The 23,602-nt window shown below is 42.5% G+C and carries 22 protein-coding genes; 4 read left to right on the top strand and 18 right to left on the bottom strand.

Annotated features, from left to right (window positions below; all coding sequences use genetic code 11):
* Positions 1-34: 34 nt before the first annotated feature.
* The 3 genes from EIP89_RS05535 to EIP89_RS05525 are packed head-to-tail and all read left to right on the top strand — an operon-like array spanning position 35 to position 1,736.
* Positions 35-673, top strand: coding sequence for a MarR family winged helix-turn-helix transcriptional regulator (locus tag EIP89_RS05535; protein ID WP_124397671.1), 639 nt, complete (start codon positions 35-37; stop codon positions 671-673).
* Entirely contained in the window at positions 648-1,223 is a 576-nt protein-coding gene (locus EIP89_RS05530) for an FKBP-type peptidyl-prolyl cis-trans isomerase (protein WP_124397670.1), read from the top strand. Before EIP89_RS05535 ends, EIP89_RS05530 begins: the two co-directional genes overlap by 26 nt.
* Positions 1,224-1,241: 18 nt before the next feature.
* The gene (locus EIP89_RS05525) at positions 1,242-1,736 is read left to right on the top strand and encodes a ferritin (protein WP_124397669.1); all 495 of its coding nucleotides are present in this window, start codon (positions 1,242-1,244) and stop codon (positions 1,734-1,736) included.
* Positions 1,737-1,757: 21 nt separating this feature from the next.
* Here EIP89_RS05525 and EIP89_RS05520 read toward each other — a convergent pair whose 3' ends face one another.
* The 15 genes from EIP89_RS05520 to uvrA form a co-directional block, all read right to left on the bottom strand.
* The gene (locus EIP89_RS05520; RefSeq protein WP_124397668.1) at positions 1,758-3,950 is read right to left on the bottom strand and encodes a DUF5686 family protein; all 2,193 of its coding nucleotides are present in this window, start codon (positions 3,948-3,950) and stop codon (positions 1,758-1,760) included.
* Between the two features lies 1 nt (position 3,951).
* Complete coding sequence (locus tag EIP89_RS05515; protein WP_160160529.1) at positions 3,952-5,709, bottom strand: M1 family metallopeptidase; 1,758 nt, start codon at positions 5,707-5,709, stop codon at positions 3,952-3,954.
* Positions 5,710-5,881: 172 nt separating this feature from the next.
* The gene (locus EIP89_RS05510) at positions 5,882-6,274 is read right to left on the bottom strand and encodes a DUF423 domain-containing protein (protein ID WP_124397666.1); all 393 of its coding nucleotides are present in this window, start codon (positions 6,272-6,274) and stop codon (positions 5,882-5,884) included.
* Positions 6,264-7,112: a proline and serine-rich protein 1 family protein gene (locus tag EIP89_RS05505; RefSeq protein ID WP_124397665.1), complete on the bottom strand. Its 849-nt coding sequence runs from the start codon at positions 7,110-7,112 to the stop codon at positions 6,264-6,266. The genes EIP89_RS05510 and EIP89_RS05505 overlap by 11 nt, the downstream gene beginning before the upstream one ends.
* A complete protein-coding gene (rny, locus tag EIP89_RS05500; protein WP_124397664.1) occupies positions 7,102-8,643 on the bottom strand; it encodes a ribonuclease Y in 1,542 nt (513 codons plus the stop codon). The genes EIP89_RS05505 and rny overlap by 11 nt, the downstream gene beginning before the upstream one ends.
* A gap of 234 nt (positions 8,644-8,877) precedes the next feature.
* Entirely contained in the window at positions 8,878-9,195 is a 318-nt protein-coding gene (locus EIP89_RS05495) for a cell division protein ZapA (RefSeq protein WP_124397663.1), read from the bottom strand.
* Positions 9,196-9,198: 3 nt separating this feature from the next.
* Positions 9,199-9,486 carry a hypothetical protein gene (locus EIP89_RS05490; protein WP_124397662.1) on the bottom strand — a complete coding sequence of 96 codons (288 nt, stop codon included), beginning with the start codon at positions 9,484-9,486 and terminating at the stop codon, positions 9,199-9,201.
* Positions 9,487-9,754: 268 nt separating this feature from the next.
* Positions 9,755-11,272 (bottom strand): GH3 auxin-responsive promoter family protein, encoded by a 1,518-nt coding sequence (locus tag EIP89_RS05485; RefSeq protein WP_124397661.1) that lies wholly within the window; start codon positions 11,270-11,272, stop codon positions 9,755-9,757.
* A gap of 9 nt (positions 11,273-11,281) precedes the next feature.
* Positions 11,282-12,139 (bottom strand): murein hydrolase activator EnvC family protein, encoded by an 858-nt coding sequence (locus EIP89_RS05480; RefSeq protein WP_124397660.1) that lies wholly within the window; start codon positions 12,137-12,139, stop codon positions 11,282-11,284.
* Between the two features lie 69 nt (positions 12,140-12,208).
* Entirely contained in the window at positions 12,209-14,098 is a 1,890-nt protein-coding gene (locus EIP89_RS05475; RefSeq protein WP_124397659.1) for a glycosyltransferase family 2 protein, read from the bottom strand.
* Positions 14,089-15,090, bottom strand: a complete 1,002-nt coding sequence (locus EIP89_RS05470) for a glycosyltransferase (RefSeq protein ID WP_124397658.1) — start codon at positions 15,088-15,090, stop codon at positions 14,089-14,091. The genes EIP89_RS05475 and EIP89_RS05470 overlap by 10 nt, the downstream gene beginning before the upstream one ends.
* Positions 15,091-15,491: 401 nt before the next feature.
* Positions 15,492-16,214: an SDR family oxidoreductase gene (locus EIP89_RS05465; RefSeq protein WP_124397657.1), complete on the bottom strand. Its 723-nt coding sequence runs from the start codon at positions 16,212-16,214 to the stop codon at positions 15,492-15,494.
* On the bottom strand, positions 16,201-17,097 hold the full coding sequence (locus EIP89_RS05460) for an AAC(3) family N-acetyltransferase (protein ID WP_124397656.1): 897 nt from the start codon (positions 17,095-17,097) through the stop codon (positions 16,201-16,203). The genes EIP89_RS05465 and EIP89_RS05460 overlap by 14 nt, the downstream gene beginning before the upstream one ends.
* Positions 17,066-18,211, bottom strand: a complete 1,146-nt coding sequence (locus EIP89_RS05455) for a prenyltransferase/squalene oxidase repeat-containing protein (protein ID WP_124397655.1) — start codon at positions 18,209-18,211, stop codon at positions 17,066-17,068. Before EIP89_RS05455 ends, EIP89_RS05460 begins: the two co-directional genes overlap by 32 nt.
* Before the next feature lie 150 nt (positions 18,212-18,361).
* Positions 18,362-21,160: an excinuclease ABC subunit UvrA gene (gene uvrA, locus EIP89_RS05450; protein WP_124397654.1), complete on the bottom strand. Its 2,799-nt coding sequence runs from the start codon at positions 21,158-21,160 to the stop codon at positions 18,362-18,364.
* Positions 21,161-21,327: 167 nt separating this feature from the next.
* Between uvrA and EIP89_RS05445 the strand changes: the two genes are divergently transcribed.
* Positions 21,328-21,927, top strand: a complete 600-nt coding sequence (locus EIP89_RS05445) for an RNA polymerase sigma factor (protein WP_124397653.1) — start codon at positions 21,328-21,330, stop codon at positions 21,925-21,927.
* Position 21,928: 1 nt separating this feature from the next.
* On the opposite strand, the gene EIP89_RS05440 is transcribed toward EIP89_RS05445, so the two are convergent.
* The 3 genes from EIP89_RS05440 to purN all read right to left on the bottom strand — a co-directional run bounded on the left by EIP89_RS05440 (position 21,929) and on the right by purN (position 23,569).
* Entirely contained in the window at positions 21,929-22,405 is a 477-nt protein-coding gene (locus EIP89_RS05440; RefSeq protein WP_124397652.1) for a DUF6992 family protein, read from the bottom strand.
* A gap of 107 nt (positions 22,406-22,512) precedes the next feature.
* A complete protein-coding gene (gene rnhA / locus EIP89_RS05435; protein WP_124397651.1) occupies positions 22,513-23,004 on the bottom strand; it encodes a ribonuclease HI in 492 nt (163 codons plus the stop codon).
* Positions 22,997-23,569: a phosphoribosylglycinamide formyltransferase gene (purN, locus tag EIP89_RS05430; protein WP_124397650.1), complete on the bottom strand. Its 573-nt coding sequence runs from the start codon at positions 23,567-23,569 to the stop codon at positions 22,997-22,999. The genes rnhA and purN overlap by 8 nt, the downstream gene beginning before the upstream one ends.
* Between the last annotated feature and the right edge of the window lie 33 nt (positions 23,570-23,602).

The following is a 23,602-nucleotide window of genomic DNA, read 5'->3' as shown; positions in this document are numbered from 1 at the left end:
TTTGAGCGAGTTTATTATAAAATTATAAAATGTGATGACCAAATATGACCTAATAAAAGAGGTGCTTGAAAAGCTCGATGCATTCTGGGACGATGCTTCACAAACAGATAAAAACCTATCTGCCTTCGGTAGGTACATCAATGCTTCAGAAACTGACGATATCCACTTGCGCTACATCCATTCGAATGCCGGTAAACTTTCATCACTTGGCTACCTGCTCGCCAAGATGTGCCGTTATGCTCGCTTTTACAACAAAGAATTGCTCAAATACACTGAATTTTCGACACCTGAAGAATTTGGCCTGGCTGCGAGCCTTTTGCACGGAAAAACACCACGCAAATCTGAATTGCTCAGCCGTGAGGTAATTGAAATACCTACCGGCATGGCTACCATTAAAAGGCTTGTTACAAAAGGTATCGTGATGGAAATAAACGACTCAGACGACCGACGCGCGCTTCGCATCGGTCTTACGCCTTACGGACGCGAAAAGGTACTCGAAGCCTTCAAAATACTCTATCCATTAAACGAAATTATTGCAGGCCCATTACAAGACAGTGAAATCGAACAACTTATGGAACTGCTCACTAAGCTCGACAATTATCATTTTATAAATCACGAAAATAATCTAAATAAAATACTGTCTAATTATGAGCATGAACAGCCTAAGACCTGAGACCATTGCTGATAATACCATCGTAGAGATCAGTTACGAATTGAGAGAAGGCGGTCCACAAGGCCCTTTACTCGAGATAATGAGTGAAAATTGGCCTTTGAAATTCTACTTCGGCGCTGGTGTGATGTTGCCGGCATTCGAAAACAATCTTCGAGGACTCAGAGAAGGTGAGCGTTTCTCCTTTACCCTCACTACTGATGAGGCCTACGGGCGTATAAAACCCGATCTGATCCGGGAAATCAATTTAAGTGAATTACCTGAAACAGAATACTTCCCAAACCGCGTGTACGAAAAGGGCGATTACGTTCAGTTTCAATTCAGCCCTTCTGAAAATCCACTTACGGGTGTAGTTACCGAGGTTTTGCCAAATTCAATTGTTGTAGATTTTAACCACTCCATGGCCGGTAAAGACTTGCATTTCTCAGGCCGGGTACTTTTCATAAGGCAACCATCGGCCGATGAAGCGGTTCAGAAGCGCTACATCGAGCCGAATGGTGTGCGAAGCAGCAGTCGTCTGTCAGACGGTAGCGATAAATATTTATTTGACTAAACTTAAAATTGAAAAACCATGATAGTAGAATCACTCGAAAAACTGTTCAATCAACAAATTACAGTTGAAAATGCAGCCTCTACTGACTATTTAAAACTCGCTGTTTGGTGTGCTTCAAATGGTTTCGACGGGGCATCGAAATTCTTTTTTAAGCAAAGCGACGAGGAGCGTGGCCATATGCTCAAGCTCGTGCACTACCTGCTCGAGCGAGAAGGTAAGGTAGTGATCGAACCGTCTAAAAATCAAGAACAAAAAATTGAAGGCATTTTCGACGTTTTACAGGCTTTCTATCACAACGAACTCAATGTGACAAAATCTGTCAATGCCTTGGTAAGCGCTGCAACGGCTGCTGGCGACTATGGCGCCTTGCAGTTTCTCCAGTGGTACGTACAAGAGCAACACGAAGAAGAGACTCAAGCGCGCTCGCTGATCGAAAAAGCCAATCTTATTGGCAGAGAAGGTCCGTACAAATATCTCATCGACCAGATGCTCGCAGATGCAGCAGCTGAATAATGAAACCCAAGTGATCGATATTTATATTCTTCGGTATTTCTTATAAATACCAATATTGAAATTAAAGCCGAGTCGCAACGTCACTCGGCTTTTTTGCCAATTTTCCATTCCGTAGGCCAACTGAATTTTGAAGATTTTAAAAAGATTTTCGAAACCTAAAAATGGCTCAAAATAGATATTTTCTGTCTCGGTGGAGAGTAAGTTAAGCCCGGCTACGGTGTGAATATTCAGCCGGCTGAAGCTCTTCCAGTTATTAAACAACGCTCCGCCAAATCGATGGATGTAGTGAAGCTCAAAAAAGTACTCATCCGTGCTAAAATCGTAATACCTCAGCGTACGAAACTGTCTGATATCGCTCCACCGGTCAGTGGTGGGCTGCAAAAAGAGTGTTTGAATGCCGTTAAAATGTTTAAAATCAACAAAAGGCACATTGCTTTTGCGAACAAAACGCCCGTATTGCACATCTAAAGTACTCACGCCATATCTGGATATTCGCCTTTTGAGCTGCAAACCAAGAGTAATTTGGTCAAAATCAACCTGCGAGTTGAGCGCTTTTATCCCTTTTCGGTAGTTGAGAAAATAGGTGGGACTTTCTGATTTTAAAGGAGTTTTGCGTCTATTCACATCTAAATAATATCGACCCGGCTGCCAGCTAATGTCCACATCGAGTGTCATTCCATAGTGATTTGCAAATCCATTTGCTGTAATCGCCGGTGGATGATCAGGGTTATTTGGCAAAAAAGCACCTGATTTCCAAAAGGGACTGCGATCCAAGGCATTGTTAAGCGATGATCGATGAGAATATTCAGCTAAAAGGCGGATATCAAATGACTGAATCGATATACTAAAAACACCCTTTAAAAAAGATTTTTCGTAGTAGCTGGCATAGTTTTCATTCAAAAAAAGTGAATAAAAAGAGTTGATGATTGGCAAAATCGGATCGTTTTCATTGATTTGAAATATGGTATTTCCAAAAGTGATTTCGCCCTTTCCGTTGTATTGATGTAAGAAGTTCCAGGCAAGAGATTGTTTCCATCTCAGATAGTCCATTGTAATGGATGGCCGTACCTCAACGCCATATGTGAATTTGCTTAAATCTGTGCTCGAAATACTTGCACCTAATCGCATGTAAAAAGATTCTACTGCATTAAAGCCAAAACCTCGCCAAAAGGGTTGAACTAATACTAAATTCTTACCTCCACGTATTGGAAGATTTAATCCTGAAGTTAGAATGGTTTTAAATGGATGTTTTACTGCATATTTAAATAAGGAATCCTGAATAAAACCCTGTTCTTTTTTGAGATAATATGTAATATCTTCCTCGCGTATTATTCTTTGCTTTGGAGTCAATTCAATTTCTAAAAAATCAGCCGTATCTTGTATTTCAATTTTTGTGAATTTTTGAAATTTGTGTTCGAAATGCTCTGCTAACTTTTCAGCATACACTTGTATGACGTGTCGACCTGTATACTGCTGTATGCTGTAGTGAAAGGTATATAAATAATAAAAAGGAAAATAGATGTCTTTAATCTTTTTACAATGAATTTCAATCAGCAGGCTATCTGCTAAATTTAGCTTGTTATTGCTTTCCGCTTTTAATTGAAGTTTTGCAATTTGACTGGTAGCAGAGTCAATTAATACAGTGCCCGAAAAAAAACTTCCAAATCGGTTTTTTGGATAGAAAAAGTATTGGTAAAAAATACCCGAATCACTTTTTATTTTCCCTTCAAACGAATATTGGTAACTTCTAAAATTCTTCCATTGAAAGGGAAGTAAATAAAAGTTGGCTTCAATAGTGGGAATTTGAACATACCTGTCATAAGGATTTAATAAGTATTGTGAAACCGATATTATTGGATAATCATGCACCTTTCCGTATTCCGAAAGTTTGTAAATAAATTCTCTATGAAGAGATTTGTCGTGTTTTATAATACCTTCGGCCAATCGAACATACACCAATCCTGTATCAGAGATATTAGGCAATAGAACTCCACCTAAAAATGGAATTTTCGATGGATAATTGTCAATAAATATCTCTGATGATTTTGTAAAATGAAGATCTATTTTTGATATTTTTTTATCAAATTCATTGGCATTGTTTAGTGTACGAAATAATACTTTATTGGCTGGTTCTTCATCTACTTGGTTATGCGTCTGGGCAATAGACGAAAGGTATGCTATTAAACCAATAAATAGATAGAGAAGTCTCGCCACTTTATAGTGTATTTTCAAAAAGCTGTGCTACGCTCTTATACGTAATCGGATGGTAGTTTTTAGCTGCTTCTTGAAAGATGGATTTTGCCAACTGAATTTGGTTATTCTTTATTAATTCTCTATAGATAGGTATGACAAATTTTCTTCTTCCCGTTTGTACGGTAAATTGTTTCATTGCATCCCAGGCTTGCCTGTAATTGGTTTCAATACAAAGCAAAAACCATATGGCTAGTATTTCAGAATTTTTTGAATGCGTAAAGCGAAAGTGATTGTCTAATTTTTTGCATAATTCTTCATCTATTTTGCCCTTGAGATTTTGCAAGAAATAAATATATTCTAAAGCAGTCCATCGGCTAGTGATTGGTACAACTTTAGTTTTTAGAAATGATACAACGGTACTTTCTATCGCCGAAAATTTGGTAGAATTCGGTTTTACGATAGTTGACGGTAATCCTGGTTCATATACCCAAGATTCTACATTGATTTCTTCCCATTCTTTTTTCTTTAAAAGATTCGATTTTAGATATTCTAAAAAATCTTCTGTGGTAATGCTTTTGAATTTATGTTCATCAAAGTATTTTTTTAAAAACTCGTCAAAAAATTTTCTTCCTACTTTTTTCTCAACAGTGCGCAAAAAGAAATAACCCTTTTCATAGGCAATAGGGCCTACAGCATCATCCGGATTTTTTCCATCGAGTTTTGCCTTTAAAGTAGTTTCATCTGGTGGTAGGGTATTAATAGCCTCCAACAACTCGTTGTATGAAAGTTGGGCAAGCATTTCCGCATATTCTACCCCGTAGAGTTGCTCCATGATTCGCAATTCAAAATAGACGGTAAATCCCTCGTTAAGCCAGAAGTCGTTCCATGTCGCATTGGTTACGAGATTGCCCGACCAGGAGTGTGCAAGCTCATGGGCTATAAGCGATACCAAGGATTTATCGCCGGCTATTACGGTAGGAGTTACGAAAGTGAGTCTTGGGTTTTCCATACCGCCGAAGGGAAATGAGGGAGGTAAGACAAGTAGGTCGTACCTATCCCATAAATAAGCGCCATAAAGCGTTTCGGCAGCGCTGATCATTTTTTCTACATCACTAAATTCATTTTGGGCAGCATCGATTAACTCTGGCTCGGCATATATGCCGCTGCGATCACTTATGGCTCTGAATTCGAAATCACCCACAGCCAACGCCATCAGATAGGAGGGAATCGGCTGCTTCATCGAGAAGGTGTAAACCCCATCGGGTGATTTTTCTTTTGGATTTTCAGCGCTCATCAGGGCAAGCATTCCTTGCGGTACTTTCACCCGGGCGCTGTAGGTGAAACGGATTGAGGGCGAATCCATACAAGGAAGCCACGAACGCGCCAGTATTGCCTGGCTCTGAGTAAAGAGAATAGGATAGCGCTTGCCAAGTGTTTGGTTCACTTCTAGCCATTGCAAGGCGGCAGGATGTTCCATCGTTTCGTATTCGATGGCTATTTTTTGGACGTTCGGATGGAGCACTATTTTTATCCATCCACCTCGTATGCTATCCACTTCGTGCTCTTCGAAGGGCAGCAGATGTCCGTCTTGGTCTTTTACAGAGAGAATTCGCAGCCCGTTTTCATCTAAAATAAGCGTGTCCTTCTGGTATTCAAGCGTCCAAGTGGCTGTGGCTTTTATTTTGCGATGGGTGAAATCGATTTCTGCATTCCAATCGAGGTGGGTAAGCCTTGTGCCCGAGAGATCGGAAAAAGAGTGTGGATCTGTGATTGGATTCATTACTTGTGTTTTTTGAATTTTATGATCACAGCTGATCAGCTGTATAGCAATAAATAGCAGACTTAGCTGCAGTTGTTTCATGTGTCAAGAGGTATAGGGTAGTAAGAGCGTAAAAATACACTGAACAAAGCTCGAAACTTAGCCGTGAAGATGAGAAATAGCCATTCAGATTTTAATTTATCTTAAAAAACTTCAGGAAAACTGCCGACCAGCCAATGATCATCAATACGCCACCTACTGGTGTGACCGGCCCCAACCATCGAAGGGAAATACCTATGAGATTTTGAAGATTTAAAAAATAAATTGACAAGGAAAACAACAGAACACCAACAAGAGCGAGGTACAGTCCTAATGCGATATTAGGCTTCTGAGTTTCAGAAGTTGTGTACAATCCGAAGGAAATGAACAAAAGGGCATGAAGCAGTTGATAAAAAACACCAGTTTTAAAACTTTCAAGCTGGTTAGTAGTCAAATGAGCTTTTAAAGCATGGGCAGCGAGTGCGCCTAATACGATGCCTGTAATTAATAGAAAAAGCCCTATAAGTAGAAATCTTTTATTTTTCATGTTCGTTGATAAACTCTAACAAAGATTGTTTCGAGATTTCAAAATCGAATACCGAAGTGAGTTCTCGATAGTTTATTCTGTCTAATGTGTTAGGATAGCAGTCTCTTAAAAGTTGTAATCGGGTCAAATCGTAGGTCAGCAGTCTTGCTAATACTTTGAGTTCTTGGGTATTTGTTTTGCGTTTTTCTACATATTCTCTTATGAGCATCATACGCTCAAATTCGAATTCTGCTTTTTTTACTGCCTCTACGGTTTTATCAAAAGGCTGAGGTTCATCAGCGGCTGGTAGGTTATCTAAGGCGCTAGTGTCAGGTTTACTATGTAAATTTTGAGGAGAAATTTCAGTCGTTTGTCGCTGGGCAGTATCTGCTTTTTGAGGTTGTGAACTTTCGCTGTTTTGCGAAGGTGAGGGTGGTGAAGTTTGAGCAGCGAGAGCAGGTCGATTGGTTAGAACACTCGATAGATGGACGTTTGTCTTTTCTTTAGAAATTTCAATAGAATCTGGTAGGGTATTTAAAATACCGCGGTAGTATAGCGTGTATTCTCCGCTTTTTCCCTTTTCAATTACAAAATGATGATTGTCGGGCGTGGAGGGAATCTTTTTTTGTAGGAGAACCGAGTCTTTTTTCAGCAACACAAAAAAGGTGGTCTGATCTTTTTTGACAGGAGTGGCTGAGGCAGTGGTCCACTTTCGCGCATAAAAGAAGGAATCGATGCCAAAAGAAAATTCGACTTTATCTGGCGAAGTGACCACAATATGCTGGCAGAACAGTTGGGATGCAAACAGCATCCCAACGGCAATAAGACTAAAGCTCAGTCGCATAGACTTATCGAGCAATGTTAACAGCTCTTGTTTCGCGAATTACAGTCACTTTTACTTGACCAGGGTAGGTCATTTCGTTTTGAATGCGTTGTGAAAGCTCGAAAGAGAGCTCTTGAGAGCGGGCATCACTTATTTTTTCACTTTCTACCATTACACGCAACTCTCTACCGGCTTGTATGGCATAGGCTTTTGTGACGCCTTCATAGCTCATTGCCAGATTTTCGAGGTCTTTTAATCGCTGTAGATAGCTCTCCATCACCTGACGACGTGCACCGGGTCGCGCACCAGAAATAGCATCGCACACCTGAATGATGGGCGAATAAATAGAGGTCATCTCTATTTCGTCGTGGTGAGCACCTATAGCGTTGCACACATCGGGTTTTTCGCCGTATTTCTCTGCCCATTGCATGCCGAGTAGTGCGTGCGGCAGATCGGTTTCTTCCATGGGGACCTTACCGATGTCGTGCAGAAGACCGGCGCGCTTGGCGATTTTAGGATTCAAACCGAGTTCAGCGGCCATTACAGCTGAGAGGTATGCCACTTCGCGTGAGTGTTGTAGTAAGTTTTGACCATAAGACGAACGGTACTTCATTCGGCCTACGATTTTTACCAGTTCGGGATGCAACCCGTGAATACCGAGGTCGATTACGGTACGCTTGCCTATTTCAGCGATTTCGTCTTCTATTTGTTTGGTCACCTTGGCCACCACTTCTTCGATGCGGGCTGGGTGGATACGACCATCGGTTACCAGGCGGTGCAGCGATAATCTGGCAATTTCTCGTCTAATGGGGTCGAAGCAGGAGAGGATGATGGCATCAGGAGTATCATCTACGATGATTTCTACGCCAGTGGCAGCCTCAAGGGCGCGAATGTTCCGACCTTCGCGACCAATGATGCGGCCCTTTACTTCTTCGTTGTCGATGTTAAATACCGATACGGCATTTTCGATGGCTACTTCAGTGCCAATGCGTTGGATGGTTTTGATCACTACTTTGCGGGCCTCTTGGGCAGCGGTCATTTTTGCCTCTTCTAAGGTGTTCTGAATGTAAACAGCCGCTTGGCTCTTAGCTTCGTCTTTGAGCGTTTCGATCAGTTGTGCTTTGGCCTCTTCGGCGGTGAGCCCACTGATGACTTGCAGCTGGTGGATTTGCTGCTGGCGCAGTTTTTCTACTTCCTGATTTTTGCGCTCCAGAGCTTCTGTTTGTCGCTCGATTTGTTCCAGTTTGCGGGCCAGTTCCTTTTCTTTTCTATTGACTTCTTCGAGTTGTGCATTTACGCGGGCTTCTTTTTCACGCGTCTTTAGTTCTGTTTCCTGTATTTTCTTCTCGCGCTGGGATACAGCCTTTTCGTGTTGGTCTTTCAGTTCGAGAAATTTCTCTTTCGCCTGCAGAATTTTCTCTTTTTTAATGGCCTCAGCTTCTTGCTCAGCTTGGCGGATGATAGCAGAGCCTCTCTTGAGTAATCTTTTTTTAGCAATTGTGCTATTTATGAACCATCCGGCTGCTACACCGGCGATAAGGGAGGATAGGGCAATTACGATTTCCATAACTTTAAATAACTTAAAATAAAAAAACCCGCACTGAATGCGATGTCTAAACCCCGTTAGACACGTTTAGGATGCCGGTGTAGCTTCAAGCTTTCGCTGGAACCTGAATGGTTCACCTACTAAGCAGGTAGGTTGCGACCTGCTTTAGTCTCACCAGGCTGTGCTCCTTATCGGATTTTCTGTTGAGTTTAGCACATAGTTCTTCAGTGCGGGCAATGTGGTATATAAAGAACGTTAGGCCGACGGAATGTCTTGCACACCTGAGTCGAGCATGGAGTAAATTTCAGAGAGTTGAAACTCGAGATTTTGAGCTTCTTCTTGCTGTTTTTTCTCGGCAGTAAGCAGTTTGTTGGCAAGCTGCAAGGCACACATGGCAAGCAGGTCTTGCTTTGATGCCACGTCATAGCTACGCTCGAGTGCACTCAAGCTGTCTTCAATGAGTTTTACAGCATTGCGCACAGTCTGCTCATCTGAGCGCTTAATCTTGAGAGGATACCAGCGCCCAGCAATTTGTACTTTTATTCTAAGGAACTCTCCTGATTGTACGTCCATAGTTTATTGCTCTATCAGTGCAAGGCATTTGTCGATCTCCCGCACTAATTCGTTAATTTTTGATTTGGCCTGAAGAGAATGGTAATGTTCGCTTCGGTCCAAATCTGTTTGAAGGGAATTTTGGAGCTCTAGAAGCCGCGCATTTTCGCTTTGTAATTCTTGAATGCGCTTCTTCAGTCGAGCTACCTCTGCTCTCAATCGAAAATTTTCATCTCTGAGGTAATTTAATTGGTTATATGCCTCTGAAGCTTTGTTTTTCAGCTTAATAACCAGTAATTCCAGAGAATTCATCTTCGATTTTCACCTTCGTTGCAAAGGTAGAATGTTTGTTTCGCTTTACAAAGCAAATAAAGCATTTCTTTAATCTGTTTTTTTAAATATTTGATTTACAAAATATTAGCTTTCTTTTGTAACTTCTGAAATTCTTTACTCTTTATTGACTTTTTTGTAATTACAGTGTAATGAATCACTCGTTCAAAGGATTAAACCACAATTGATGTAGTTAAAATACTACAAAAATACCATTTTCTTCGAGCAAATTGTAAAATTTATGGGCCGACTACAAGTCCACCTGCTGATTCGAAAAAAACTTTTCCAGCTGTTCGGCTATTTTTCGATCGTTCGACAGTCGAGGTAGCTTATTCTGCCCTCCGAGTTTGCCGATGGATTTCATGTATTGGTTAAAGGCGTTTTTTGGAAGTGTTCTTATCACTGCAGGGCGAAGGATTTTTCCAGTGATGAGGTCTTTGTAGTACACGTTTTTGTCTTGCAAGGCTTGGTCAAGTGTAAGAGCGAATGCAGACATGTCAGCGGGCATTTCATCAAATTCAATCCACCACTCGTGATACGGAAGTCCGCCTTCAGGTGGGGTAACTTGCGGGGCCACAGTAAATTCGTTAATGCGCCCACCATGTGCTTTAATAGCCTGATTTATAGCATATTCTACTTCACTACCAATAACGTGCTCGCCAAAAGCCGAGATAAAGTGCTTAATTCTACCGGTTACGCGTATGCGATAGGGTGAGGTCGAAGTGAACTCGATGGTATCGCCTATGTTGTAGCCCCACAGTCCGGCGTTGGTATTTAGAATAACAGCATAGTTTACTCCCGTTTTTACTTCGCCTATATGGTATCTCGGAGGATTGGATTCAAAAAATTTGTCAGCTGGAATGAATTCAAAGAATATTCCGCCGTCGAGCAAAAGCAAAAGATCACGATTGTCAGGCTGATCCTGGTAGGCAATGAATCCTTCGGAAGCTGGATAGAGCTCTAATGTGTCTATAGTCTTGCCGATGAGTTTATCAAAAATCTTTTGATATGGCTCAAAAGCCACTCCGCCAATCACCATGAGTGAAAAATTTGGAAATACTTCGCTTACGGTGGCTTTGCCAGTGTAGTGTAGCAGGCGCTCGAAATACATCTGCACCCAGGGGGGTATGCCGCTAATGAGGCGCATATCTTCCTTTACTGTCTCGCGCACGATGGCTTCTACCTTGGCTTCCCAATCTTCGATGCAATTTGTATCCCACGAGGGCATGCGGTTGCGCTGCAGATAGGCAGGTACATAGTGGGCTACAATGCCCGATAAACGACCGGTTTTGATGCCATTAGTATCTGATAATATTGGACTACCTTGTAGGAAGATCATTTTGCCATCCACAAAGTCGACCTTTCCGCTTCGGTGTATGTAGTGCAAGAGCATGTTTCGCGCCCCAGCGATGTGATAGGGCATAGATTCTCGACTGATGGGGATGTACTTCGTGCCTGATGTTGTACCCGATGTCTTGGCAAAATAAAGGGGTTTGCCAGGCCATAAAACATCTGATTGACCGGCCTTTATTTTTTCAATATAGTTCTTCAGCCCTTCGTAGTCGTTGATGGGTACGCGCTTTTTGAAGTCGTCGTAATTTTTGATGCTAGTAAAGTCGTGGTCTTTGCCGAATTGAGTGTGTTTGGCTGTATTAACAAGTTTATGAAGCCAGCGCATTTGAACTTCCAGGGGGTGGGACGCCCAGCGTTCGGTAGAGCGCACCACATGGGCTGCATAAAGTCGGGCAAGTGTTGATTTCAGTGACATTTGCCTGGGTTAGAAGTTAATGAACAATTGAGGATTGATGGGTTGGCCTTTTTGCCACAATTCAAAGGCAAAAATGGGTCGGCTATCTGCATCTTTAGAACTTTCAACAAATGAAATTACTTCACCCGTTTGCACAGTTTGCCCCTTGCGTTTCAGTGGAAATGCAAGATTTCGATACACGGATATCAAATCGTTGGCATGCTGAATGATTACAATGTGATTCCATGTTGGGTTAAATTCTGAGAAAATCACTGTGCCGTCGAGTACCGATTTTACCGCTTCCCCATTGCCTGTGGCAATTTCGATGTGATAGCGTTTATTTTCAGAGTCAAAAGCCTGAATGACACTTCCTTTTACCGGCCTAAACAATAGCAGAGCGGCTATAAATTGCTCTCTACTAATGGGCTGGAGGTTGTACATTTCCTCCTGTTCAATTTCGTACCGAAGCAAGCTATCGTGCTTGCCAATACTCAGATCGATCTTTTTCTTGTTTTCCTCAGTCAGTTGGCGAATGTTTACGGAGTCCCTATTCAGCTCGATTTCGCCATTTATTACCGCTCGAATTGTTTTCAGATATTGATCGGTGTAAGCCAACTGCTGCTGTAGTGAGTCTGCAAGACGAGCATTTTGTATGGCAAGGCGCTTCAACTCTGTACTCGAATATCCAGGAATGTATTCTCGCAAAGGCGTAAATGCGATAATAAACGTAGTAGCAATCACTAGTAGCAAACTGCCTCCCGCTACTACTGTGAAAACGAAGGGCTTCGTGAGCTTGATGGAAAAGCGCTCCTCGAAGTTTTCATCGTTGAGGATTACCAGACGGTAGCGATTTCTGAGCGATTTCGATATGCGGGCGCGTAACGACATTGCTGCAAAGTTATCCAAAAGTTCATGCTACATTAAGACACGAGCGTGTTTTAAGGACTTGGCAAGAATTTAATCTAAAATATTTTTCTGGTAAATTTGGTTTAGCGTTTTGAGGATTTTTAAATCCTTCAAAGGTGAATATCGCGCAAAATAATCAGTGGAAATGAAGGAGTAATTTGAAATGCCTAAATTGACAATGTGATCTGATAAATTTACAATGCTTTTTTGCGCTTCTCCATGTCCTATTAAATGTAATTTTCCCATTAAAATATCTTTGATGTCCTTGCTCTTAATTGTAATTTTTTTCTTCAAAAAGGGAAAAAATGCAGGAACTATAAAAACTACAAAAACAAAGTCGAAAAATCGCTTTTGTAGAGGGATATCATTAAGGTCATTATTTATGATATTATCTGAAAGATTGATTACTACTTCATCACCTACAAATGTAGCTTCTTTTGGAATTTTATAAAGCATTTTTACGGAAGTATCTTGAAGCCTCTCAGCCAAGGAAATAGCTTTCGAAAAAGAGATTGATTCTGAATCAAAGAGCACGTAATCAGGCCTGAAAGCCGATAATAAAATTTTATAAGAATCAAACGAAGTTTCTAGTACCTTTTCATTAAAATAAGCTGTATTCCGGAAGTGCTTAGAGCATATGTCGAGCTCATGTTCTGAGTTTGTAATAATCCAAGCTACTTGATCTCTTTTTGTGAGGTCGGGTTGAATGATTTTTAAAAATTTCAGAATATTTCTAAAAATAAGCACCCAAAACAAGGCTGACAAAGTACCTAAGACCATTATGGCACGCGAAAAGCGCCAGTTTTCAGGACTCAAACCGTAAAAGAGAATTATGATCAAAAAACCGATTCCTAAGCCTCTAAGAGCATCTGAAAGTTTTTGAGTTTTTTTATACCCACCTGACAGGTGAATACTGAGCATTAATACGAGCGAATACAGCGGTAAAATACCATAAACGTATTCTGGTGGATATTCTCCTCCGGAAATAAATCGGTGATTCTTCTCCCAATAGTCGTGAATGTACCAAAATCCGGCATAAAAAGCAAATAGTTCTACGAACGGAATTCCAATGGCTTGAATTAAGCGCTTTAAGGCAGCTCCAAAAGCTGTAAGTATTATTCCAAAACTTATTAAAACATGATAAAAAAAGGCATTTCCTTTTCCAAAATATTTAGCCGAAAAAATGGCCATTGCTTTATAAAAAATATACACATAATTGAGCGAGCCTTTTTTAGTGCTTTCGCCCTTAAAATGGATAATTTTATCTTCTGCAATGTAATAGTTTTTAAAGCCACTTTGAAGTAATTGATATGAAAAATCTATATCTTCGCCATACATAAAATATTCCTCTGGTAAATAGCCAATGCGCTGAGCTACTTCTCTACGCACCAGCATAAAGGCTCCTGCCAGAATTTCGACATACTGGTTTTCAAGAGGTGAGGTATGCCCGAGATAATATTTATTAAATACTTTCGACCGAGGGAATAGCTTGTAAATACCGCTTATTTTAATTAGAGAAACCCAAGGTGTAGGCATACCTCGCTTACTCTCGGGCAAGTATCTACCATCGCCGTCGAGCATCCGAATTCCAGCAGCCCCCACTTCTGGATGTGCCTCCATGATACGCTTACAGGTGTCAAAAATTGTTTCAGGCACCACCGTATCCGGATTCAGCAAGAGCAAGTATTGACCCTTTGCCAATCGAAGCGCTTGGTTATTGGCCTTTGAAAATCCGACGTTTTCTGTGTTTGCCAAAAGTCTAACCTCTGGAAAACACTCAGCCACCATCTGTACGGAGTCGTCGGTCGAGGCATTATCTACCACCCAGACCTCTACGGTATGCTTACCAATGGCCTTAAAAACTGCGTGTAAACAAAGTTTCAGATAGGCAGATACATTGTACGAAACAATGACCACCGAAAAGTCAGGCCTTACCTCCATGCGCCGGGAGTTGTAATCTGTGGCTGTATGTAGCTTAGGTACATTAGCCGATATAGGTCAAAAATCCATAGCGTGGGATGGCCATCCGAAATATGACTCTCCAGTTCTTTGCCGAAAAGCGAATACAATACCCTCAAAATCACGTGAAGCCCTGTTGATCGCACTCGCGCATATACCTTGTACATGGTCACTTCCTCATCCACCTTGCCCGATGCCATCATGCGCGACAGATTTTGCAAGGCTTCTTTGGTCTTCTCCAAAAAAACTTTGTTGCTGTCGATTTGGCTGTGGCAAGCGGCATTGTCGATGTGCAGAACAGGCACGAAGTTGTATTTCAAGTCATACCCCATCATTGTGTCCTCATGCCCATAGCCTACGATTTCGGTATGCTTTGGGAGTTTGATGTATATTTCTTTGGGAATTAAAAAGTTAAACGTTATGAACGAACTGTAGGGAGCAGAATTGCGGTCAGCGGCAGCCACTACCTCGCTGCGCAGGCCATATCGATAGCGCAATTTCTTCTTCTCTGTTTTTGGTAGCGTTGCACAGTAGTCCACCCCTCCACAAATCACCACACCAGGCCTCAGATTTGATATGTAATTTTTTACAAATGACCGATGAGTAATTACTGCATCTTCGTCTAAATACAGTAGCCATTCGTACCGAGCTTTCGAAGCCAGGTAATCCCGATTGCCTCTTCTACCCAGATTTACGGGGTTAATCGATGCGTGTACATGTTCCAGCTCGTTCAGCTGAGCATAGGCTGAGGTCATCTCAGAGTCAGGGTCGTCGTCAGCCACCAATATTTCGAAGGTGATGCCCAACTCTAAACACTGGCTGTGCAGTTCGCGTACTGTAGTTGTCGGATTGTAGTTGTAGGTCGGTATCAGTATCGATATCATAGCTACCTGTGTACCGGCGTAAAGATAGATAGCCAATTCCCTTGACTCAGCATTTTTGAATATCCTATAGGCAAAAGGTTTTAACACCATTATTATTTAGAGCTTGTTCCCCGGGTATGTGCTTTGAGCACCTTCTCCAAGGGGCGGGCTCACCACTCATATTCGCCTTGTAATTGGAAGCATCACCACAGGTCTAAACCATCCCTTCTTTATGATAATGTTTTGGTTTGTCTGTGTTAAAAGCTTTAAAGCACCTTTATTTTTGGTAATCTGTATGCCTTTTGGGGCCTTTCAACAAATGGCAGCAAGAGTATTAGTCGTCTGAGCCAATTAGCCTCGCTACGGCTTATCAGCAGTGGCTATACGTTGCAATCCATTCTGCTATCCTCAGCCTATCGGCTTTGAATGGGTCTAATTCGAAAAAAGCTCAATGAAACGAGTATAAAAAAGGACAAACTCACTCCGGCTTGGCCCAGGATTATTGTTCGACTTTACACAATTCCTCCGTTAATGTGCAGTGTTTGTCCGGTTACGAAGCTGCTTTTTTCCGAAGCTAAGTAGGCGATGGCATATCCGATCTCATCGGCCGGACCAAGCCTGCCTTGCACGCTCTTATCTCGAAAGTAGGGTAAGATATTTTCCGGTATTTGTTCGATCATTCCGGCATCCATGTAGCCGGGGGCTATACAATTTGCAGTGATTCCAAAGGCAGCCCAATCAGCAGCCAATGCCCTCGCTAAGCCCATCAAGCCTGCCTTTGAGGCAGCATAAGCCGCAGTGCCTCGCACCATGGTAGAGCCTACGACCGACGATACAAAAATCACCCTGCCGAAACCAGCCGCTCGCATATCAGAGAAGAACGATTGTGCCAAATAGAATGGAACAGACAAATTCACATCCAAAGTTTCTTGCCAATCGCGTTCTTTCATCTTGTGGGCTGGTGCTGATCGACTGATGCCCGCATTTGCCACAAGCACATGTATCGGGTCAGCGATTTTTTTTCGCAATGCTCGTACATCGTCGGCCGTGCGAAGCGACAAGCGCACTACAACAGCGTCTATCTTTTTTTCGTCTATAAACTCCATTAAAGCTTCAGCTTGCCTATTTGCTTGCAGGTAGAGTTTGTACCCAGCCTCTGCCAATACAGGGATGATTGCGCGACCAATTCCGCCAGAGGCACCGGTAAGCAAGAGATTTTTTTTAGGCTCGTCCATATGGTGTGTACATTGTTATACCTTTTGTTTTAAATGCTTCCATCATTACGCGAAACATGCCTGCTGCATCTGTCAGCAAGGTGGGGGCTTCGCCCAATTGCACTCTTTGCATTACCGATTTTTCCACAAACATAGGTATCAATGCATCGCATTGTCTCTTGGCCGATTGAACCGGATTGTGAACTTTAATTCGATGTATGTAGGTGTCTCCCTTTAAATCTGTTACTTTTACGTTAAACTCTTGGGAATAATACACCGGATATGGAAAATCATCTACTGCATCTTCCAGCAGGTGTAAGCTCGTGCCTGCTTGAGCAAGGGTGACGCCCACATACAAGATTTTTCCGCCCACCTCTGTAAGTCGATAAAAGGGCGAATAGCTGTCGTAGGGCGTGGGTCTGCCGCGGTGGCCTTCGGTAAGCCATACAGACAGCGGTCCGTATGCGCTTACTGGTTCCGTGGGGCTAAGCGAGCGCACGGTATTGGGCATTTTTCTGAAGTACTCTGTGATGGCACCCATAGCCGACGGATCGTTGCGTGCATCGAAGTGCGGATGCTGGCGCACATAATCGAGCTGAAGTGCCGGGTTTGGCGATGTAGGCATCAAAATATTGCCATTCGTGCCGATCACTTCGAGCAGAGCATCTATCAGGGTTCGAGGTCCGTTTTCTAAATAACCCAGCCGGCTCATGGCACTGTGCACCAATACGGAGTCTCCCTGTTTTATGCCTATTGCTTTGAGCTGGTCGATAAGCACTTTTGTTGTGATTATATCTCCTTTTTTTGCCTTATTTGCAAGGGTTTGACGTACTTTTTCTTTTTTGTACTTTCTGTAAATCGAAAGCAAAAAGTCAGGGGTAAGTGCGCGTAGCAGGTCTCTCATGCTCTAACCCGTTTATTAAATTGTTGTACAATAGGGCATCAATTAAATACTTCACTCCCCAGTTTGGCAATCTAAAGGGTTCATAGCGTCCCCAAATCGGCGTACTACCTGTCAGTGCCCCTTTTAAACTAGGGTTGCGCAGATGTGTCAGTTGTTGTTGCAGCAGATAGTTAATCAGACAATTATAGGAAGCTTGCCAGTGAGTGTCGCCAGTTTTTTGATGAAGTTTGGCAAAGACAATAGCCACCTGTGCTACACCGGTGTTACAGATGCTCCGGTATCCTGTCCAATTTTTATCGTATCGACCTTTCAGTATTTTTTCAGCTTTTACTTTTTGCGCGATAGTAGAGGCTGTCAACACTGCACTTTGGAATATCTCTTCATTGCCACTTTGTATAGCTACGTCTAAAAGACCGTCCAGTGTGTAAGCAATGGTGTGCAAAATTGGCTTGTCGTTGTGCTTCAGGGTATTGTCTGCATCTACAAGCCATCCATTTGGCAATTGCTTGTTTTTAACTACCCAAATCGCATTTTTAAGTGCTGCTTTCCTATAATTTGCTGTGTTGGTTAATTCACCCAATTCATACAAAGGAGCAGCTACATAAGTATCATATACTCGTACAGCATTCATATACACATGTTTATCCCAGAATCCGTCTGGGTGCTGAATTTTCACCAACCAATCTGCCGCTCTTGTAGCAGCATCGAGGTAATCTGTCTTTTTTAAAAAAAAGTACCCTTTAAGTAGCCCACGAAGTACCTGACCGGTGTTAAACACGATTTCCGGCCTGTTTTCACTAACGTAGCCTCCGGCCCAGCCACCTGATGGTTTTTGTATGGATACAAGCCAATCGAGTGCCTTCTGAGCCGAAATAACTATCTTTTCGCTATTTCTGAGTTGAGGCCATTTAAGGAGGGTTTCGGCAATATATCCCGTTGTTTCAGGATAGGAAGAGGTCCATCCGGTGACAAAGTCATAGGTTGCAAATCCGCCATCTTTTCCTTGCATCTGGTTGTTAAGAAGCCAATCCACCGCCATCTGCACAGCGCGTTCCACTGTGGCTTGATTGGGTGCCTCTGTGTTTTCCATCGTTGGTGGGCGCAGAGTGTGCATCAGCGCGCTTAGCTTTGACTTCGAGGTTAACGTGTAAAAACCATATTTAAAATACCTAAAAACAGAAGTTACCACCAGTAAGGCTGTTTAGTGATGAGGCACAAAGGTACATGTGACCTTTACGAGTAAAACCGAGCAATGAGGTATGAACTAAACTCCTGCTGGTATCAGCTTTTTGGCCAGATATTTCGCTGTATATGAGCGTTCGCACTGCAGAAGTTCTTCGGGTGTACCTTCAAACAGCAGTTCACCTCCTCCTGTCCCTCCTTCAGGCCCGAGATCTACAATCCAATCGGCGCATTTGATTACGTCGGGGTGGTGCTCAATGACTACAATGGTGTGGCCCTTAGCGATTAAGGCGTTCAGAGCGTCCAGTAATTTTTTTACATCGTGAAAGTGAAGCCCTGTGGTAGGCTCATCGAAGATAAAAAGCGTGGGCTCGCTGTTTCCTCCATGTGCTAAAAAAGTGGCCAATTTTAGTCTCTGCGCTTCACCACCACTTAGGGTACTGCCCGACTGGCCCAGCTTTACATAGCCCAGACCTACATCAATGAGTGGTTTTAGCTGATTGGCAATTCTGTCTGCACCAATAGAACGGAAAAAGTCAAACGCATCGTCGATGGTCATTTCAAGCACGTCGTAAATCGACTTGTCTTGAACCTTAACTTCGAGCACATCCTTTTTGTAGCGCTGCCCGTTGCATTCTTCGCACACCAAGTGTACATCAGCCATAAATTGCATTTCAACAGTAATAATTCCTTCACCCTCACAGGCCTCACACCTTCCGCCTGGCACATTAAACGAAAAATGCCGTGCTGAATATCCTCGCATCATCGATAACTTTTGATTGGCGAAAAGCTCTCTTATGCCGTCAAAGGCCTTGATATAGGTTACCGGATTGCTGCGCGAAGATTTTCCGATGGGGTTTTGATCGACGAATTCTACTTTTTTAATGAATTTTTTAGGGATGTGAACCGCTTTGTGCAAACCTGGCTTTTCGCCCGGAAGATCAAGGGCTCTCAAAACAGCCGGATAAAGAATTTCGTTGATGAGCGTCGATTTTCCCGATCCGCTTACACCGGTTACCGCATTTAGGCAGCCTACAGCCAAACGAGCAGTTACAGATTTTAAATTGTTTTGATAGGCTTCCTCAATGACAATGAAATCAAGCGGCTTGCGACGCACTTTAGGGATTTCAATTTCCAATTTTCCGGTCAGATACTGTGCCGTGAGGCTGTCTGCATTTTTCAATTCTGAGGGTTCACCGGCAAATACTACTTGACCGCCAAAACTTCCAGCTCCGGGTCCCATATCGATCAGGTAGTCAGAGGCGAGCATCACATCTTCGTCGTGCTCTACTACGATTACGGTGTTACCAAGTGCTTTTAGGCGCTTTAAGATGCCGATCAGCCTTTCGGTATCTCTGCTGTGCAGCCCGATGCTGGGCTCGTCGAGTATGTACATAGATCCGACCAAGCTACTCCCAAGCGAGGTAGTCAGCTGTATGCGTTGCGTCTCCCCACCTGATAGAGTGTCGCTGCGTCTATTTAATGTTAAGTATCCAAGGCCAACATCGCAGAGATACTGAAGTCTTGAAGTAATTTCTATCAACAGTCTTTCTGCGATTTTTGCTTCGTGAGGTTCAAAAGTCCAAGAATTTATTAACCTTAAAAGCTCATCGGCTTGCATTTCAGCTAGTTGAGAAATAGAATACCCCTGAACTTTTACATAGTGAGCTTCTTTTCTAAGTCTGCTTCCTTTGCAATCGGGGCAGGTAGTGCGCCCTCTGTAGCGCGAAAGGAGAACTCTGTATTGAATTTTGTGAAGATTAGACTCAATCTCTTTAAAAAAGTCATTAATTCCTGAGAAGTACCGTGACCCCTTCCAGAGCATGTCTCTTTGCTCCGGAGTAAGCATTCGGTAAGGTTTGTGGATAGGAAGACCGGTTTTTTCCGCTCCTTTGATAACCTCTGCCAGCCAGGTGCGCATTCCTTCGGTGCGCCACGGGGCTACACATCCGTCGAAGATCGATAGGTTTTGATCCGGAATTACCAGACTTTCATCAATACCGATTACACTGCCCCAGCCTTCACACGTAGGGCACGCACCGTAAGACGTATTGAAGCTAAAAAGGTGTACCGTTGGCTCTTCAAATTGGATTCCGTCTTCTGAAAACTGATTGGAAAATACCTGGTTATATTCCGGGTGGTCGGGAAAAATTAATTCACAGCTTCCCCTACCTTCGAAAAAAGCCGTTTGTACCGAATCAGCTAAGCGGCTTAGCTCTTCTTCGTCAGCAGGCCCTGTTGTACCTCTATCCACTACTATTTTTATGAGGTTTTCTTTTTTAGGTTCATAATCGTCAATTTTAATAACATTCCCTTCGTCGAATAGTCGTACATACCCCTGTTGTTTCAAAATTTTAAGTGCGTCAGCAATGCTTCTTCCTTCCCCGGGTTGGTAGGTGAAGGCAAGTAAAAATCGCATTCCTTCTTCGAGCGAGGTCACGTAATCAACTACATCTGATACGGTATGGCGTTTTACCAGTTTTCCGCTGATAGGCGAATATGTCTTACCGATTCGAGCAAACAACAGCTTTAAATAGTCATAAATCTCTGTACTGGTTCCTACTGTACTTCGGGAGTTTCTGCTCGTCACTTTTTGTTGTATGGCAATAGCCGGGGCTAGACCCGATATAAAATCCACATCGGGCTTGCTTAGCTTACCTGTAAATTGACGGGCGTACGACGAAAGGCTCTCTACATAGCGTCTATGCCCCTCAGCATATAGCGTATCAAAAGCTAGTGATGATTTTCCACTGCCTGATACACCTGTTATAACCACAAATCGAGATCTCGGAATAGATACAGATACATTTTTCAGATTGTGCATACGGGCCCCACGAATGGTAATGAACTCCTTGCCCTCCCGTACGTATTTATCGGTCATTCGTTTCTGCGTAAAAATGAAAGCAAAAGTATAATAAGCCTATTTGCAGAATTGTTTAATAGTTCTTTTATATTTGTGAAAACAAATTCAAAAATCTGTAAGCCTATCGAAAAAAACTACTTCTAATACTAATTATTAGGTTTTAAATCACTTTAAATGAAGTAGTTATGGCTTACCACAATCTTACCGATCAGCAACTCATAGAATTGTATCTTTCTGGTAATGAGGGTGCATTTGCACATCTTCTTTCGCGCCATCAGAAGAAAGTGTACCAATACATCTTGTCGAAAGTGAAAGACGATGATTTGGCCGACGACATTTTCCAAGATGTATTCATAAAGGTTATAAATACATTGAAGCTCGGCCGGTACAACGAAGAGGGAAAATTTATAAATTGGGTATTGCGCATCTCGCATAACTACATTATCGACCATTTTCGGAAGACAAGCAAAACCAATTTTGTAACTGAGACTGCAGACCAGAAATCGATTTTTACCCGCATTAAAGCCACAGTGCCCAGTTGGGAGTCGCAAGTGATCTGTGAACAAACCGAGGCCGACCTAAAAAAGCTCATCTCTATGCTTCCACCCGATCAGAGACAGGTGCTTGAAATGCGTATTTATGAGGATTTGAGCTTTAAAGAAATAGCCGAACTCACAACAGTAAGTATCAATACAGCCTTGGGTCGAATGCGCTACGCACTTATCAATTTGCGCAAGCTCATCAAAAAACACAAGGTAAAAATTGAACTTCCTGTATCTGAGTGATTTAAAATCGAATAGCCAAGCCGTTAAAAATTGGTTCGATTTGTAAAGAAGTGAATCGACTTTCAATAAAAACCTTTCGCTTTTTGTGAAAAATAACATATTGATAAACATCAAAAACACCTAAAAATGCACCCTGAAGTATGAGAGATAATCCAAAGCCACGAAATCTATCGGGCGAGCTGTAGGCAGTGTTCCTCGAAAGTTCGATTAAAGCAATGCCTGCAGTGATATAAGCAACGTCGAGACCTGTATTGAGCATCAGAGAATTTTCAAGGTCAATGAGGGAATTTGCCACAGAGCCAGTTGTAGAGCTAATCTGCGGCTTTGTAAAAAAATATCCGGCAGTTGCAATTCCTACATTTACAACATTCCAGGCAGTATTCATCTGGTGGAAGTAGTAGGTGCTGCCGGTAGTAGTACTCATGCCGGCTATGCCCAAACCAATGTTGCCCAGTGCCCAGCCACCAAGTATCAGCATGTTTTGCCTAGTGGTTTTTACTCGCCAAAAATCAACTTCTGATGGTGTGTATTGAGCATGAAATAAAAGCGGAAGCGGCAACAAAAAGAAAAGAAACAGGCGTTGCATCATAAAAATCCGGAATTCTCTAACGATTTTTCGAACATAACATCTGTTTCCGGATTTGGTTTAGAGAGTGCTTCCACCGCCATGCGGTCGCAGAGTTCGTTGTAGTGATGATTGTTGTGGCCTTTAACCCAAAACAGTTTAGGCTTAAACTTTTGATAGACTTTGTCAAATTCTAGCCAAAGATCCACATTTTTAACCTTTTTCCAGCCATTGCGCTTCCAGTTGGTAAGCCAATGCTTGTTAACGGCATCCACAACATACTTCGAGTCAGAATAGATTTCAATCGGCCGACCTTCAGTTTTGATCGCTTTAAGTGCATCGATTACAGCCATGAGTTCCATTCGATTGTTGGTGGTAAGCCGAAAGTGTCGCGAAAGGATTTTTTCTTTGTCCTTAAAGGTCAAAATCGCCACATAGGCACCCGGACCTGGGTTACCCGAGCAAGCGCCATCGGTGTAAATCTTAATGACAGGCTGATAGCGATCAGTCATCCAACTCTTGCAGTAAGGATTCAATTACGCCCGGATAGTGCGAGTGTTCAAGCTGTTGCACTTTATAGGCAACTTCTTCTGGTGTATCTTCAGGATCAATATCTACAGTAGCTTGAAAAATAATCTCTCCGTCGTCGTATTCTTCGTTAACGTAGTGAATCGTGATGCCGGTTTCTTCCTCGCCGTTTTCTACGACGGCCTCGTGTACACGCATGCCGTACATGCCTTCACCTCCGTAGTCAGGCAACAATGCAGGGTGTATGTTCACTATCTTGCGTTCATATGCTTTTAAAATATCTGACGGAATTTTCTTTAAAAAACCAGCAAGGGCAATAAAGTCAATTTTTGCTGAGCGCAATCGAGACAATACGTTTCCGTTCTCGAGGTCTTCTTGCGTGAAAATGTAAACTGGAATTCCCAGTTTTTTCATCCTGTCAATTACTCCGGCTTTTTTATTATTCGTGCAGACGAGAGTAACTCTACCTATTTCACTGTCAGTAAAATGCTTTGCAATCTTCTCAGCATTGCTACCACTCCCTGAGGCAAAAACCGCTATTCGCTTCATTCAACACTTTAAAAATCGCGACAAAAATATTTC

This window comes from Thermaurantimonas aggregans, from assembly GCF_003851885.1.
In the GTDB taxonomy this organism is placed as follows: domain Bacteria; phylum Bacteroidota; class Bacteroidia; order Flavobacteriales; family Schleiferiaceae; genus Thermaurantimonas; species Thermaurantimonas aggregans.
This window is presented reverse-complemented; position numbering and strand designations above follow the sequence as displayed.

Coding starts and splice junctions, on each gene's coding strand:
- EIP89_RS05535 (WP_124397671.1), top strand. CDS start 35: ATGACCAAATATGACCTAATAAAAGAGGTGCTTGAAAAGCTCGATGCA.
- EIP89_RS05530 (WP_124397670.1), top strand. CDS start 648: ATGAGCATGAACAGCCTAAGACCTGAGACCATTGCTGATAATACCATC.
- EIP89_RS05525 (WP_124397669.1), top strand. CDS start 1,242: ATGATAGTAGAATCACTCGAAAAACTGTTCAATCAACAAATTACAGTT.
- EIP89_RS05515 (WP_160160529.1), bottom strand. CDS start 5,709: ATGAATCCAATCACAGATCCACACTCTTTTTCCGATCTCTCGGGCACA.
- EIP89_RS05510 (WP_124397666.1), bottom strand. CDS start 6,274: ATGAAAAATAAAAGATTTCTACTTATAGGGCTTTTTCTATTAATTACA.
- rny (WP_124397664.1), bottom strand. CDS start 8,643: ATGGAAATCGTAATTGCCCTATCCTCCCTTATCGCCGGTGTAGCAGCC.
- EIP89_RS05495 (WP_124397663.1), bottom strand. CDS start 9,195: ATGGACGTACAATCAGGAGAGTTCCTTAGAATAAAAGTACAAATTGCT.
- EIP89_RS05490 (WP_124397662.1), bottom strand. CDS start 9,486: ATGAATTCTCTGGAATTACTGGTTATTAAGCTGAAAAACAAAGCTTCA.
- EIP89_RS05485 (WP_124397661.1), bottom strand. CDS start 11,272: ATGTCACTGAAATCAACACTTGCCCGACTTTATGCAGCCCATGTGGTG.
- EIP89_RS05480 (WP_124397660.1), bottom strand. CDS start 12,139: ATGTCGTTACGCGCCCGCATATCGAAATCGCTCAGAAATCGCTACCGT.
- EIP89_RS05475 (WP_124397659.1), bottom strand. CDS start 14,098: ATGGAGGTAAGGCCTGACTTTTCGGTGGTCATTGTTTCGTACAATGTA.
- EIP89_RS05470 (WP_124397658.1), bottom strand. CDS start 15,090: ATGGTGTTAAAACCTTTTGCCTATAGGATATTCAAAAATGCTGAGTCA.
- EIP89_RS05465 (WP_124397657.1), bottom strand. CDS start 16,214: ATGGACGAGCCTAAAAAAAATCTCTTGCTTACCGGTGCCTCTGGCGGA.
- EIP89_RS05460 (WP_124397656.1), bottom strand. CDS start 17,097: ATGAGAGACCTGCTACGCGCACTTACCCCTGACTTTTTGCTTTCGATT.
- EIP89_RS05455 (WP_124397655.1), bottom strand. CDS start 18,211: ATGCACACTCTGCGCCCACCAACGATGGAAAACACAGAGGCACCCAAT.
- uvrA (WP_124397654.1), bottom strand. CDS start 21,160: ATGACCGATAAATACGTACGGGAGGGCAAGGAGTTCATTACCATTCGT.
- EIP89_RS05445 (WP_124397653.1), top strand. CDS start 21,328: ATGGCTTACCACAATCTTACCGATCAGCAACTCATAGAATTGTATCTT.
- EIP89_RS05440 (WP_124397652.1), bottom strand. CDS start 22,405: ATGCTGATACTTGGTGGCTGGGCACTGGGCAACATTGGTTTGGGCATA.
- rnhA (WP_124397651.1), bottom strand. CDS start 23,004: ATGACTGATCGCTATCAGCCTGTCATTAAGATTTACACCGATGGCGCT.
- purN (WP_124397650.1), bottom strand. CDS start 23,569: ATGAAGCGAATAGCGGTTTTTGCCTCAGGGAGTGGTAGCAATGCTGAG.